The 13842-nt window shown below is 62.1% G+C and carries 11 protein-coding genes; 8 read left to right on the forward strand and 3 right to left on the reverse strand.

Annotated elements, in window-relative coordinates; all coding sequences use genetic code 11:
- From menB to menE, 3 genes are read left to right on the forward strand one after another with little or no spacing between them, the layout of a single operon-like run.
- Window positions 1-858, forward strand: a complete 858-nt coding sequence (gene menB / locus FHU12_RS04250) for a 1,4-dihydroxy-2-naphthoyl-CoA synthase (protein WP_033639797.1) — start codon at window positions 1-3, stop codon at window positions 856-858.
- A complete protein-coding gene (gene menC / locus FHU12_RS04255; protein ID WP_141967607.1) occupies window positions 858-1841 on the forward strand; it encodes an o-succinylbenzoate synthase in 984 nt (327 codons plus the stop codon). Before menB ends, menC begins: the two co-directional genes overlap by 1 nt.
- Complete coding sequence (menE, locus tag FHU12_RS04260) at window positions 1829-3214, forward strand: o-succinylbenzoate--CoA ligase (RefSeq protein ID WP_141967609.1); 1386 nt, start codon at window positions 1829-1831, stop codon at window positions 3212-3214. Before menC ends, menE begins: the two co-directional genes overlap by 13 nt.
- A gap of 44 nt (window positions 3215-3258) precedes the next feature.
- On the opposite strand, the gene katA is transcribed toward menE, so the two are convergent.
- Complete coding sequence (katA, locus tag FHU12_RS04265) at window positions 3259-4695, reverse strand: catalase KatA (RefSeq protein WP_060420075.1); 1437 nt, start codon at window positions 4693-4695, stop codon at window positions 3259-3261.
- A gap of 338 nt (window positions 4696-5033) precedes the next feature.
- On the opposite strand from katA, the gene FHU12_RS04270 reads away from it, so the two are divergent.
- The 3 genes from FHU12_RS04270 (at window position 5034) to FHU12_RS04280 (ending at window position 8954) form a co-directional block, all read left to right on the forward strand.
- A complete protein-coding gene (locus FHU12_RS04270; protein ID WP_141967611.1) occupies window positions 5034-5573 on the forward strand; it encodes a YfaZ family outer membrane protein in 540 nt (179 codons plus the stop codon).
- Between the two features lie 200 nt (window positions 5574-5773).
- A complete protein-coding gene (locus tag FHU12_RS04275) occupies window positions 5774-7951 on the forward strand; it encodes a TonB-dependent receptor (RefSeq protein WP_141967612.1) in 2178 nt (725 codons plus the stop codon).
- A 7-nt stretch (window positions 7952-7958) separates the two neighbouring features.
- The gene (locus FHU12_RS04280; RefSeq protein WP_141967614.1) at window positions 7959-8954 is read left to right on the forward strand and encodes an ABC transporter substrate-binding protein; all 996 of its coding nucleotides are present in this window, start codon (window positions 7959-7961) and stop codon (window positions 8952-8954) included.
- A 34-nt stretch (window positions 8955-8988) separates the two neighbouring features.
- On the opposite strand, the gene tyrP is transcribed toward FHU12_RS04280, so the two are convergent.
- On the reverse strand, window positions 8989-10197 hold the full coding sequence (tyrP, locus tag FHU12_RS04285; RefSeq protein ID WP_004935940.1) for a tyrosine transporter TyrP: 1209 nt from the start codon (window positions 10195-10197) through the stop codon (window positions 8989-8991).
- A 245-nt stretch (window positions 10198-10442) separates the two neighbouring features.
- Between tyrP and FHU12_RS04290 the strand changes: the two genes are divergently transcribed.
- Window positions 10443-11639 (forward strand): nicotinamide mononucleotide deamidase-related protein YfaY, encoded by a 1197-nt coding sequence (locus FHU12_RS04290; protein ID WP_141967616.1) that lies wholly within the window; start codon window positions 10443-10445, stop codon window positions 11637-11639.
- A 3-nt stretch (window positions 11640-11642) separates the two neighbouring features.
- On the opposite strand, the gene FHU12_RS04295 is transcribed toward FHU12_RS04290, so the two are convergent.
- Window positions 11643-12851, reverse strand: coding sequence for an FAD-dependent oxidoreductase (locus tag FHU12_RS04295; RefSeq protein WP_260440692.1), 1209 nt, complete (start codon window positions 12849-12851; stop codon window positions 11643-11645).
- 116 nt (window positions 12852-12967) lie between these two features.
- Here FHU12_RS04295 and FHU12_RS04300 point away from each other — a divergent pair, with 116 nt between their 5' ends.
- Window positions 12968-13789 carry an AraC family transcriptional regulator gene (locus FHU12_RS04300; protein WP_141967618.1) on the forward strand — a complete coding sequence of 274 codons (822 nt, stop codon included), beginning with the start codon at window positions 12968-12970 and terminating at the stop codon, window positions 13787-13789.
- Window positions 13790-13842 lie beyond the last annotated feature (53 nt).

Here is a 13842-nt window from a genome sequence, read left to right on the forward strand (position 1 = left end):
ATGCTTTATCCGAATGAAGAACACCTGTATGCCGCCATTGCCTGGCAGGATTGCACCGGCGATTTCGAAGACATTCTGTATCACAAGTCCGCCGACGGCATCGCCAAAATCACCATTAACCGGCCGCAGGTGCGCAATGCGTTTCGCCCGCAAACGGTCAAAGAGATGATCGACGCGCTGGCCAACGCCCGTTACGACGACGGCATCGGCGTCATTATTCTGACCGGCGCCGGCGATAAGGCCTTTTGCTCCGGCGGCGATCAGAAAGTGCGCGGCGACTACGGCGGCTATCGCGACGACAGCGGCGTGCATCACCTCAACGTGCTGGACTTCCAGCGCCAGATCCGCACCTGCCCGAAACCGGTGGTGGCGATGGTGGCGGGCTATTCGATCGGCGGCGGCCACGTGTTGCACATGATGTGCGATCTGACCATCGCGGCGGATAACGCCATCTTCGGCCAGACCGGCCCGAAAGTAGGCTCGTTCGACGGCGGCTGGGGCGCGTCTTACATGGCGCGCATCGTTGGCCAGAAGAAGGCGCGCGAAATCTGGTTCCTGTGCCGCCAGTACGACGCAGCCGCCGCGCTGGACATGGGGCTGGTTAATACCGTGGTGCCGCTGGCCGATCTGGAAAAAGAGACGGTGCGCTGGTGCCGCGAAATGCTGCAGAACAGCCCGATGGCGCTGCGCTGCCTGAAGGCGGCGCTGAACGCAGACTGCGACGGTCAGGCCGGTTTGCAGGAGCTGGCGGGCAACGCCACCATGCTGTTCTACATGACCGACGAAGGGCAGGAAGGGCGTAACGCGTTTAACGAGAAGCGCCAGCCGGACTTCAGCAAATTCAAGCGTAACCCGTAATGAGCGGGGTAAACCGCAGCGCGGCACTTTACCGTTACAGCCTGCCGATGGAGGCGGGCGTGGTGCTGCGCAATCAGCGGTTGAAAACGCGTGACGGATGGGTGGTGCAGCTGCGTCAGGGCGAGCGTGAAGGCTGGGGCGAGATCGCGCCGCTGCCGGAATTCAGCCGGGAAACGCTGGAGCAGGCCGAACAGGCCGCGCTGGCGTGGCTGCAGGCGTGGTTGGCGGGCAACGAACCGGATGACAGCTCGCTGCCCTCGGTGGCCTTTGGGCTCAGCTGCGCGCAGGCCGAGTTGGATCAGCGCTTGCCGACGCAGGCGGATTTTCGCAAGGCGCCGCTGTGCACCGGCGATCCGGACGAGCTGTTCGAGATATTGAGCGCCTTGCCGGGCGAGAAAGTCGCGAAAGTGAAGGTGGGGCTGTATGAAGCGGTGCGCGACGGCATGATCGTCAACGTGCTGCTGGAGGCGCTGCCGGATCTGCGGCTGCGGCTGGACGCCAACCGCAGCTGGACCCGCGCCAAAGCCGACGGCTTCGCCAAATACGTCAACCCCGCTTGGCGCGATCGCATCGCCTTTTTGGAAGAGCCCTGCAAGACCCGTGATGAATCGCGCGATTTCGCCCGGGCGACCGGCATTGCTATCGCCTGGGATGAGAGCGTGCGTGAGGCGGACTTTGTGGTGCAGGCCGAGCCGGGCGTGGCGGCCATCGTGATCAAGCCGACGCTGGTCGGCAGCCTGGCGCGCTGTCGGGCGCTGGTGGCACAGGCGCACGCGGCGGGGCTGACGGCGGTGATCAGTTCCAGCATCGAGTCCAGCCTGGGGTTGACCCAGCTGGCGCGCATCGCCCGCTGGCTGACGCCGGACACCGTGCCGGGGCTGGATACGCTGGGGTTGATGCAGGCGCAGGTGCTGCGGCCTTGGCCGGGCAGCGCGTTGCCGCTGCTGGATGTTTCGGCGCTGGAGTGCCTGTGGCGCCGTTAAGCGATTGGCCGTGGCGACACTGGGCGCGCCTTCAGCCGCAGGCGACGGCGCTGCTGCTCGGCGAACGGCCGCTGAGCTGGCTGGCGTTGCAAGAGCAGGTGGATGAGCTGGCGGCGGATTTTCAGCACCAGGGCGTGGAGCCGGGCTGCGGTGTGGTGCTGTGCGGCAGAAACAGCTATCCGCTGTTGTTGGGCTATCTGGCGCTGCTGCAATGCGGCGCGCGCCTGTTGCCGCTCAATCCCGCCTTACCGACGCCGCTGCTGGCGCAGCTGGTGCCCGAATTGGACATCACCTTTGCCTTCGGCCCGGATCCTTTGCCGGCGCTGCCGGAAGAGGTGATTCGATTGACGCCGCCCTCGACCGAGCCGCGCTGGCCGAACCTGCCTGCGTGGGATGTGCAGCGTCTGGCGACGCTGACGCTGACCTCGGGCTCCAGCGGCATGCCGAAGGCGGCCGCACACAGCTACGCCAACCATCTGGCCAGCGCCGCCGGGGTGTTGCGGCTGATGGATTTTCAGCGCGAAGATTGCTGGCTGCTGTCACTGCCGCTGTTTCACGTCTCCGGCCAGGGCATCGTCTGGCGCTGGCTGGCAGCGGGCGCCCGATTGGCGGTGCGCGAGATGCACCCGCTGGCCGAGGCATTGGTAGGCTGCACGCACGCCTCGCTGGTGCCGACGCAGCTCTGGCGGCTGTTGGCGCAACCGCTGACGGGCATGACGCTGAAAGAGGTGCTGCTCGGCGGCGCGATGATCCCGGTGGCGCTGACCGAACGGGCTGAAGCGGCGGGGATCCGCTGCTGGTGCGGCTACGGGCTGACCGAATTGGCCTCCACAGTCTGCGCCAAGCGCGCCGATGCGCGGCCGGGCGTCGGCCTGCCGCTCGGCGGCCGTGAGGTAAAACTGGTGGATGAAGAGGTCTGGATCCGCGCCGACAGCCTGGCACTCGGCTACTGGCGTCATGGTCATCTACAGCCGCTGGCCGATGAACAGGGCTGGTTTGCGACCCGCGATCGCGGCGCGATGGCCGAGGGGGAACTGCGTATTCTCGGCCGGCTGGACAACCTGTTTTTCAGCGGCGGTGAAGGGGTGCAGCCGGAGGATATCGAACGCGTGCTGGCGGCGCACCCGCAGATATCGCAGGCGTTTGTGGTGCCGGTGGCGGACGCCGAGTTCGGCCAGCGGCCGGTGGCGGTAATCGATGGCGATCCTTCGCTGTCGTTGGCGGCGTTGCTTGCCTGGTCGCAGGATAAGCTGGCCAATTTCCAACGCCCGGCGGCGTTGCTCCCGCTGCCTGACGAGCTGAAAAACGGCGGCATCAAGATTTCGCGCCGCCAGTTGCAGCAGTGGGTGGCGCAGCGTCTCTCTGAGGCATAAAAAAGCCGCCCGTAAGGGCGGCTGAGTGAATGATGGCAGGGGGATTATTTCAGCCCCAACGCCTTGGCGACGCCGGCGCCGTAGTCCGGGTGCACCTTGGTGAACAGCTCGACCTGACGGCGCTGGATGTGTTCCGGCACCTGCGACAGTTCGCCGGCGATGCGGGTGAACATGCGCTGGTGCTCTTCGGCGCTCAGCAGGTTGAACAGCGCGCGCGGCTGGCTGTAGTAATCGTCGTCTTCACGATGATTCCAGTGGTCGGCCGCGCCCTCAATGCTCAGCGGCGGCTCGCTGAAGTCCGGCTGCTCCTGGAACAGGCCGAAGCTGTTCGGTTCGTAGGTGGCGCCGTTGCCGCTGTTGCCGTCCACGCGCATCGCGCCGTCGCGATGGTAGTTGTGGAACGGGCATTTGGCGCCGTTAACCGGGATTTGGTGGTGGTTGACGCCCAGGCGGTAGCGGTGCGCATCGCCATAGGAGAACAGGCGGCCCTGCAGCATTTTATCCGGCGAGAAACTGATGCCCGGCACTACGTTGGCGGGGTTCATCGCCACCTGCTCAACTTCTGAGAAGTAGTTGTCGGGGTTGCGGTTCAGCTCGAAATAGCCGACGTCGATCAGCGGGTAGTCGCCGTGCGGCCACACCTTGGTCAGATCGAACGGGTTATACGGCGTCTGCGAGGCTTCGTGTTCCGGCATGATTTGAATTTGCAGCTTCCAGCGCGGGAAGTCGCCGCGTTTGATCGCGTCGAACAGATCGCGCTGTGAGCTTTCGCGATCCTTGGCGATGATCGCTTCCGCTTCTTCATCCATCAGGTTTTCAATGCCTTGTTCGCAGCGGAAGTGGAATTTCACCCAGAAACGTTCGTTGGCGGCATTGATAAAGCTGAAGGTGTGGCTGCCGAAACCGTGCATGTGACGGTAGGATTTCGGAATGCCGCGATCGCTGAAGTCGATGGTCAGCTGGTGCAGCGACTCCGGCAGGTGGGAGAAGAAGTCCCACTTGTAGACTGGGTTGCGCAGGTTGGTATGCGGATCGCGTTTCACCACGTGGTTGAGATCGGGGAATTTCAGCGGATCGCGCAGATAAAACACCGGCGTATCGTTACCCACCAAATCCCAGTTGCCTTCTTCGGTATAGAACTTCATGGCGAAGCCGCGAATATCGCGCTCGGCGTCGGCGGCGCCGCGCTCACCGGCGACGGTGGAGAAGCGGATAAACATGTCGGTCTGTTTGCCGACCTCGGAGAAGATTTTGGCGCGCGTGTAGCGGGTGATGTCGTGGGTAACGGTAAAGGTGCCGTAGGCGCCGGATCCTTTGGCATGCATGCGGCGTTCGGGGATAACTTCACGGTCGAAGTGGGCCAGTTTTTCCAGGAACCACACGTCCTGCAACAGCATTGGGCCGCGTTTGCCTGCGGTGATCACGTTATTGTTATCGACAACCGGGGCGCCGGCTGCGGTGGTCAGTCCTTTCTTGCTCATCACTTGCTCCTTATCGTAGTGCAGTTAAGTAAAGACTCGGGCGGTTTAAGCGTTCATCAGCATAGTCCTTTGGCGGGGCTTCTTCCCCTGACCTTGGTCAAAGCCACTACTAGTTGTAGCTCTATTGCCGAGCGGCGGCAAATAGGTCTCGGTTATCGTTGGCATCGCCTTGACGAATATAGAGCCTTGTTTGCAAACATTTACATTTATTTGATTATTGAAGAATTTTTTCGCTTTTATCCCTTAAATACTCATTGCGCTTTGGTATAGACTCGGGACGTTATTATTATGCGTTGATTCGATCATTCGGTACGGATGACAAACCAGAGGGAAAGATGATGAAAAAGACTTGGGTCGCGTGCGCGGCAGGATTGCTGTTTGTGACCGGCGCGGCGAACGCCATCAGCGTGTCGGGCGAAGCCGGGCAACACTACACCAACCTGGGCGTCGGCATGAGCACCGGCTCTTCAGGTCTGGGCCTGACCGGCAACTGGGCGCGCAGCGACCACGACGGCAACGTCGGTAGCGTGGGCCTGAACTTCGGCGTGCCGCTGGGGCCGTTGACGGCGACCGTGGGCGCCAAAGCGCTGTACCTCAGCCCGAAAGACGGGAAGAGCGGCGGGGCGGTCGCGCTGGGCGGCGGCCTGGAGTGGGAAATTAACCGTTACTTCAGCCTGCACGGCGAAGGGTACTTTGCGCCTGACTCTTTCACCAGCGGCGTGAAAGCCTATAACGAAGCCAGCGGCGGCCTGCGCTGGAAGTTCCGTCCGCTGAGCGTGGACGTGGGCTACCGTTACATGAAGATGGAAGGCAAAGACGGGCGTCGCGACAATACGCTGGCCGATGGCCCTTATGTCGGTGTCGGCCTGAGCTTCTAAGGCCGGCTGACGGGCTGCGGCCCATCGCGTTTTCCGAATCCCTCGGTCATTGGCCGGGGGATTTTTATTTGCGCCATCAACGGGAAATCCATCCGGACTCTGAATGGCAAAAGATTAAATAATTTAAAGACTCGACGATCGGCATCGCCATAGGCGAGCACATGCCGTAAAATGCGTAATATAAATATTTATATAACGATATGGACGTCATGACTTACCGAAATCCACTGGCGGCGCTGATGCCGCTGCTTGCCTCACTCTTTCCTTATACCGCTGCGGCGCAGGCCGATCGTGACGAGGTGTTGACCGTCACCGGCAGCGCGTTAACCCCCGCGACGGAAAGCGCATCCGGCGCCGGTTTTAAAACGCCGGAGATTGAACTTGGGCCGCTGGGCACCAGGGCGTGGATCGATACGCCTTATTCTTCCACCACCGTGACCCAACCGATGATCAAAAATCAGCAGGCGAAAAGCGTCGCCGAATTGCTGAAATATTCACCGAGCACGCAGATGCAGGCTCGCGGCGGCATGGACGTCGGGCGGCCTCAAAGCCGCGGTATGCAGGGCAGTGTGGTGGCGAACAGCCGCCTGGATGGGTTGAACATTGTCTCCACCACGGCCTTTCCCGTTGAAATGCTGGAACGGCTGGACGTGCTCAACAGCTTGACCGGTGCGTTGTATGGCCCTGCGAGCCCGGCCGGGCAGTTCAACTTTGTGGCGAAACGCCCGACGCCGCAACCGTTACGCGAGGTGACGCTCGGGTATCAGAGCCGCAGCGCCTTCAGCGGCCACGTCGATCTCGGCGGCCATCTCGACGACGACAATACGTTTGGCTATCGCATCAATGCCCTCAACGAAGAGGGCGAAGGCAGCGTTGACGACAGTACCCTGCGCCGACGGCTGTTGGCCGTGGCGTTCGACTGGAATATCAAGCCGGGCACGCAGCTGCAGCTGGACGCCAGCCATTACGAGTTCCTGCAAAAGGGCTACCCCGGCGGCTTCAGCTATGGGCCGAATGTTCCGTTGCCCTCCGCCCCTAATCCGCAAAATAAACACCTGGCGCTCGAGACGGCGGGCAACGATTTAACCACCGACACCCTCAGTACGCGCCTGATTCATTACTTCAATGACGATTGGTCAGTCACGGGCGGCATAGGGTGGCAACAGGCAGATCGCGCCATGCGTTCGGTATCCAGCACTCTGCTCAACGGCAGCGGCGATATCAAACGGTCGATGAGCGACTCCAGCGCCTCGGGGCGATTTCGGGTGTTGAGCAATACGCTGGCGCTGAACGGCCATGTCGATACCGGTTCGGTGGGGCATGAGTTGGCGCTCGCTACGACGGGCTACGTCTGGTCTATCTACAGCGGCAAGGGGGCCAGCCGACGCTACGATTTGGGCATCGACAATATGTACCATCCGTCGGCGCTGCATGAGCCGGGCGACGGAAAAATCCCCAAGAACGGCGCGCGCTATAAATCCAGCGAGAACAGCCAGCAGAGCGTGATGTTCGGCGATACGCTGACATTCAATCCGCAGTGGTCGGCGATGCTGTATTTAAGCGAAAGCTGGTTGCAAACGCGGAATTACAGCGCTGACGGCAAGAAAATCGAAGAAGACAATCAGCAGGGTTTGAGCCCGAATGCGGCGTTGATGTATAAAATCACCCCGACGCTGATGGCCTATGTCAGCTATGCCGACTCGTTGGAGCAAGGCGGTACGGCCCCGTTGGGGGAAGGCGTGAAGAACGAAGGGCAGACGCTCAAACCCTACCGCAGCCGGCAGTATGAGGTTGGCCTGAAAGCCGACGTCGGGGAAATGAACCTCGGCGCCGCGTTGTTCCGCCTCAAGCGGCCGTTCGCTTATGTTGACGCCGAAGACCGTGTGTACAAGGAGCAAGGCGAACAGGTGAACAATGGCCTGGAGCTGACGGCCGCTGGGCGCGTGGGTGACGGGCTGAGCCTTTTTGGCGGCGTCACTCTGCTCGATCCGCAACTGAAAGAGACGGTTTCCGACAGCACACGCGACAAACGCGTGGTCGGTGTGCCGAAGGTGCAGGCCAATATGCTGGTGGAGTACAACTTGCCGTCGATGCCGCAATGGGTCTATAGCGCCAACGTGCACTATACCGGCAAGCGAGCGGCGAACGACACCAACAGCACCTGGGCTGACAGTTACACCACGCTGGACCTGGGGGCCCGCTACGTTACCCGGATTCATTCTGTGCCTGCGACCTGGCGGCTGGCGGTCAATAACGTCACTAACGAACATTACTGGGCCTCTATTTTCCCGTCGGGCACGGATGGCAATGGCGGTTCGTCGAGCGCCTTTCTCGGCAACGGCCGTGAAGTGCGCGCATCTGTCACGTTCGACTTCTGAGGGCGCTATGAGGATCGTATCGTTGTCTGCATGGGCACTGTTGGTTGGCGTGTTGTTGCACGGCAGTTTGTGGGCTGCGCCGCCTGCGAGCGAAATGCGCATTGCCTCGCCGTGGCCCGCGCAAAACGCCATCATCGCGATGCTGGGTTATGGCGATAACATCGTCGGCACCTCGAATGTCGCGAAACAGATCCCGCTGTTTCGCCAAAGCCTGCCGCGCATTGACGCCGTTCCGGTAGTGAGTGTGAATAGTGGGCAAGCGTTGAATCCGGAACAAATCATCGCGTTTGGCACTCGGCTGCTGTTTGTGCCTGACAGCATGAAAGTGCCGCAATTGGATTTACTCGAGCGGGCTGGGGTGCGCGTATTGGCGTTTAAAGCCAATTCGATGGCGGCGCTGCGCGAACGAGTGTTAAAAACGGGGGCCGCGCTGGGGCCGGATGCGCAGGAAAAAGCGTTGGCTTACGAGCGCTATTTTTCTCGTAATGTGGCGCGCGTCGCCGAGCGGCTGAAGGATTTGCCGCCAGGGCAGCGCATTCGCGTTTATCACAGCATGGGCAATCCGCTGACCACCTCAGGGCGGCCGTCACTTAACCAGGATTGGATGGATCTGGCCGGCGCCGCTAACGTGGCGGAAACGTGGTTTGGCCTGAAAAAAGAGGGGGCGGGCGAAGTGGCGCTGGAGCAGATCGTGGCCGCCAATCCGCAGGTGATCGTGGCGATGAACAGGCGCGATGCCGAAGAGATACGCACGTCTGCGCAATGGCAGGGCATCGATGCCGTTTTGCGGCATCGGGTCGTGGTCAATCCCAAGGGGATGTTCTGGTGGTGTCGCGAGACCAGCGAAGAGGCGCTGCAGTTTTTATGGTTGGCGAAAACGCTGTACCCGGCGCGTTTTGCCGACATTGACATGCGGGAAGAGACGAGAGGTTTTTATCGGGACTTTTTCGGTCTGTCGCTCACTGCGGCGCAGATTGACGCTATTCTTAATCCACCCGCTTGAACAGATTCGGGGGCCGAAACGGCCCCCGAATCTGTTACCCCACCGCCGGCAGCATGCCGCTGGCGATGCCCAGTTGAATGGCGATCACCGTTACCCCGCAGACAAACACCAACGCCAGCGCCGGCGTACCGCCCCAGACACGGTACTGCGCCTGATGTTTTTGGCGGGTTTTCCACACCAGCAAGGAAGGCAGCAGCAGCGCCAGCACCGACAGGGCGATGGCGGCGAAACCCAGCGCCAGCACGAAACCGCGCGGGTAGAACAGCGCGAAGGCCAGCGGCGGCAGGAAGGTGATGGCGCCGGTTTGCAGGCGGCCACGCACGTTATCTTGACGCTTGAACAGGTCGGCCAGGAAATCGAACAGCCCGAGCGCGACGCCGAGGAACGAGGTCGCCAGCGCCAGATCGGCGAACAGGTGCACCGCCAGTTCAACGTGCGGTGAAGCTACTGCATCACGCACCGCCTGCAACAGGCCGTTTAGCCCGGCCTGCTGAGCCAGGATGCCGACGAAGGTGTCGGAGCTGATGCTGCCCAACGTCGCCAGCTGCCAGAAGATATAGGCGATCAGTGGGATCGCGCTGCCGATGATAAACACCCAACGCAGTTTGCGAATGTTGCCGCCCATGTAGTTGACGATGCTCGGCACGCTGCCGTGGAAGCCGAAGGAGGTGAAGATCACCGGAATGGCCGACAGCGCCAGGCCTTGCTCCAGCGGCAACGTCATCAGATTGGTCTGGTGGATATTCGGCAACATCAGGCCGAGCATCACTACCAGAAACACCACTTTGGCGCTGAACAGGATGCGGTTGAACAAATCGACCGAGTGGGTGCCGATGCACACCACGCCGCCGGCCACCAGGGTGAACAGCAGGACGCCGAGCGACACCGGGAAGTCCTGCGACGTCCATTGGCTGATGCTGGTGGCGAGCAATTCGCCGGCGCCGCTGATATAGGCGGCGGTGAGGGCATACATCAGGAACATCATGCTAAAGCTGGTCAGCCACTGGCCGCCGCCGCCGAGATAACGTTTGGCGAGCGTGCCCAGACCGGTATCCGCCTGCTCATGCTGGTAAACCTCCACCAGCAACAGCGCGGTGTAACACATCAACAGCCACAGCCCGACCAGTAAGGCCAGCGTGACGCCGAAACCGACGCCGGCTGCCGCCAGCGGCATCGCCAGCATTCCGGCGCCAATGGTGGTGCCCGCCACGATAAAAACACTGCCAAGAGTGCGATTCTTCACGTTTTTTCTCTACCAGCCGAAAGATTTTGAAAATTATAGGTAACGATTTATGAGGATGGCAGGATAGTGGAAGCCCTAATTTGTGTCAAACCGACGTTACGCGCGCCGTACACTAATGTTTACATCTCGCGGACCGGCATGGCACATGAGAAACGGAGCCATGGCTGAAATTATCCGCAGGCGGCTAGTGAAAAGTTATTTACGGGCTTCTATAGTGGAATGACCAAAAAATGTGGGAGAGATCAATGTTAAGGGTGGAGATGCTCAGCACCGGCGATGAGGTGCTGCACGGGCAAATTATTGATACCAACGCCGCCTGGCTGGCGGACTACCTGTTCCAGCAGGGGGTGCCGATGAGCGGGCGTGAAACGGTCGGGGACAGCCTCTCTGCGTTGATCGAGATCCTGCAGGAACGAAGCCATATTGCCGATGTGCTGATCGTCAACGGCGGCCTGGGGCCGACCAGTGACGATCTCAGCGCGCTGGCCGCCGCGAAAGCCTGTGGCGTAGAGCTGGTCGAACGGGCCGACTGGCTGGCGCGCATGGAAGCCTATTTCGCCGAGCGTGGGCGGCCGATGGCCCCTTCCAATCGCAAGCAGGCGCAGATCCCGGCCAACGCGGAAATGCTGGATAACCCGGTGGGTACCGCCTGCGGTTTCGCATTGCAACTGAACAAATGTCAGATGTTCTTCACCCCCGGCGTGCCGTCGGAATTCAAAGTGATGGTCGAACAGCAGATCGTGCCGCGCCTGCGCCAGCGCTTCACTTTACCGCCGCCGCCGCTGTGCCTGCGCCTGACGACGTTCGGCACCTCCGAGAGCGATCTGGCCGCCGAACTGGATGGCATGCCGCTGCCGCCGGAAGTGGTGCTGGGTTACCGCTCATCCAGCCCGATTATCGAACTGAAGCTGACCGGGCCGGAAAGCCGGCGTGCGGAAATGGAGCAGGCATGGCGGCGCGTGCGCGAAGTGGCGGGGGACAACTGCATTTTTGAAGGCACCGTCGGGTTGCCGGCGTTGTTAACGCAGCGGCTGAGTCAGCAAGGGCTGAAGCTGGCGTTGAGCGAGCAATTCAGCGGCGGGTTGATCAATCTGCAGCTGCAAAGCGAGGGCGCGCCACTGGCGGGGGGCGAGCTGCTGCCGGCGCACTGTATCGAAACGCTGGAAACGACGCTGGCCCGCGCCCGCTCGCTGGCGGAGTTGACCGGTGCGCCGTTGGCGTTGGCGGTCAGCGCCATGCGCGATGAGCAGGTGAGCATTGCGCTGCACACGCCGCGCGGCGGTATTGGCCAGACCGTGCGTTATCGTGCGTCGCGCCACGGCCTGTGGCTGCGTCAGGAGTCGGTGGCGATGCTGGCGCTGGATATGCTGCGCCGCTGGCTGAATGGGGGCCAGGCGTGCGGTAAAAACGCCTGGCTGGAGGTAGTGGAAATTATCGAGTGACGGTCATGGCGCCGAGTTGCCGGCGTCACGGCTTTGCTGCAGCCGTTCGGACGCCAGCCGTGACAGGCGTATCGCCGCGGCGCCCCGCACGTGCAGTTCCAGACCGTAGTCCCTGAGCGCCTGCGCGGCGCTGCCGGCTTGCGCCAGATGCGTCGCCAGGCTGGCGGCGTCCGCCAAGGCGGTGTTGGCGCCAAGCCCGCCCGCCGGGCTCATGGCGTGCACGGCGTCGCCGAGAAAGGCGATGCGTTCGCTGTGCCACACCGGCATCGCCTTCGTGACCTGCACCGCCCGCACGCTGAGTGACTGGGGATCCGCCAGCGCTAACGCCGTTTGCAAGGCGGGCGCCCATCCCTGCGAGATATGCCGTACACGCGTCTGCAGCGCAGCGCTGCCCTCCGCCCGTGCCGGCCCGCCGAGCCGTTCAGCCGATCCAATACAGGCCCAATAGAGATAGTCGTCGACCGGGGTGAGGCGGCAATCGGGCGCGTAGTCGGCCGCCAACTGCGCCATGGGCGCCTGAAAGCGCATCGGTTCAATCACCAGCGACAAGCCGTCGGCGAAGACGACCGACACGCCGCGCAGCAATTCGGGGGCCAATTGGGCCCGGGTCGCCGCGTCGAGCGGCGTTTTGCCGTAGAGGGTGACCGCGCCGCTGTCTTCGGGCCCCGCCTCGGGCAGGCAGCGCCGCCGCACCAGCGAGTTGACGCCGTCGGCGGCGATCAGCACATCGACCTGCACTTGCTCGCCGTTGGCGAACTGAAGTTCCACACCCTGTGACGTTTGTGCAAACTCACGCAGGGTATAGCCGAAGCGCACCCGATCTTGCAGACCGGCGAGCAGGATTTCGCGCAGCGTTTGCCGATGAACGCCGAGATCGCCGCTTGGCTCCTGTGCCTGCCGCGGGCTGGAGGGCAGCCAGTGCTCAGGGCGTCGGGCGTTGAGCGGGGCAAGCTGCGGATCCCAGAGATTGCTCTCACCGCTGTTTTGCGCGCTGCCGGCGCAGAGCAACCGGAAGTGCGCCGGCGGCTGACAGGCGGCCAGCGCCTGCTGGCCCGTCGGATCGATGCGTAGCCGGTAGCCCTGATCGCGCGCTTGCGGTGTGGTGTCGCGTTCAAACACCGTGGCGTGGATGCCGAAGCGGCGCAGCCCCTGAGCCAGACACAGACCGCCGGGGCCGGCGCCGATAATGCCAATGCTGAGTGTTGTCATCATGTTCCCTCGTGAGTCAGTGGCCACAAACGGGAGCGGCCGGAAGCATTTCATTATGTCGGCGCAGGAAAAGGTTGATATAACGGTATCTGGACTAAAAATAGTGATAAGTGGCCAATATGAACGATAACCCTCACTTCGCCGATGCTGACTGCAGCGAATGGCGGGCGGGCCCCTGGCTGATCGCCCTTGGCGGCCGCGACGCGGCAGGCCGGGAGTATCGGTTGGGCACGCGCGAATACGACTGGCATCAGCATGTGCGCGGGCAGCTGCTGTGCGTCGAAAGCGGCTTGCTGCATGTACGCACGGCGCACGGCGATTGGGTGCTGCCGCCGCAGCGGGCGGGTTGGATCCCACCGGCGACGCAGCACCGGGTGCAGGTCTGCGGCGCGCTGAGCGGCTGGAGTTTGCTGCTGGCGCCGGAGGCCTGCAACGATCTGTCGAATGTACCCTGCGTCATCGGCATTAGCGCCGTGCTGCAGGCGCTGGCTCAGCGAGCAGAAGGCTGGGACAAGCGCAGCGCGCTCACCCTGGAGCAGGATCGCATGGCGCAGGTGATGCGGGACGAGATACGTTTGGCGCCGACGGAACCACTGCATTTGCCGATGTCGTCCCATCCGCGCCTGGCCGGCGTTCTGCAGGCCTTGCTGGCGCAGCCGGGGAGCGAGCGTTCGCTGGAGGCGTGGGCTGAATGGGGGGCGATGTCGCCGCGTACCCTGCGGCGGCTGATGATCGGCGAGACGGGGTTGAGTTTTGCCCAGTGGCGCCAGCAGGCCCGGTTGTCGTATGCGTTAGCGAAGCTGGCCGAAGGCGAGACGGTGCTGCAGATCGCGGAAACGCTGGGATATGCCTCGCCGAGTAATTTTATCGCCATGTTTCGCAAAGCCTTTGGCGATTCTCCGGCACGTTATTTTTCCGCATCGGCAGGCAAGGGGCGCTAAGCGAAATACTTTGAGGATAGTTATATATTCCTAATTAATCATAAGGTTATAGG

The organism is Serratia marcescens (genome assembly GCF_006715005.1).
Lineage (GTDB): Bacteria > Pseudomonadota > Gammaproteobacteria > Enterobacterales > Enterobacteriaceae > Serratia > Serratia montpellierensis.

Bases quoted from the DNA above. Each gene is read 5' to 3' on its own strand.
- menB (WP_033639797.1), top strand. From the start codon at position 1: ATGCTTTATCCGAATGAAGAACACCTGTATGCCGCCATTGCCTGGCAG.
- menC (WP_141967607.1), top strand. From the start codon at position 858: ATGAGCGGGGTAAACCGCAGCGCGGCACTTTACCGTTACAGCCTGCCG.
- katA (WP_060420075.1), bottom strand. From the start codon at position 4,695: ATGAGCAAGAAAGGACTGACCACCGCAGCCGGCGCCCCGGTTGTCGAT.
- FHU12_RS04270 (WP_141967611.1), top strand. From the start codon at position 5,034: ATGAAAAAGACTTGGGTCGCGTGCGCGGCAGGATTGCTGTTTGTGACC.
- FHU12_RS04275 (WP_141967612.1), top strand. From the start codon at position 5,774: ATGGACGTCATGACTTACCGAAATCCACTGGCGGCGCTGATGCCGCTG.
- FHU12_RS04280 (WP_141967614.1), top strand. From the start codon at position 7,959: ATGAGGATCGTATCGTTGTCTGCATGGGCACTGTTGGTTGGCGTGTTG.
- FHU12_RS04290 (WP_141967616.1), top strand. From the start codon at position 10,443: ATGTTAAGGGTGGAGATGCTCAGCACCGGCGATGAGGTGCTGCACGGG.
- FHU12_RS04295 (WP_260440692.1), bottom strand. From the start codon at position 12,851: ATGATGACAACACTCAGCATTGGCATTATCGGCGCCGGCCCCGGCGGT.
- FHU12_RS04300 (WP_141967618.1), top strand. From the start codon at position 12,968: ATGAACGATAACCCTCACTTCGCCGATGCTGACTGCAGCGAATGGCGG.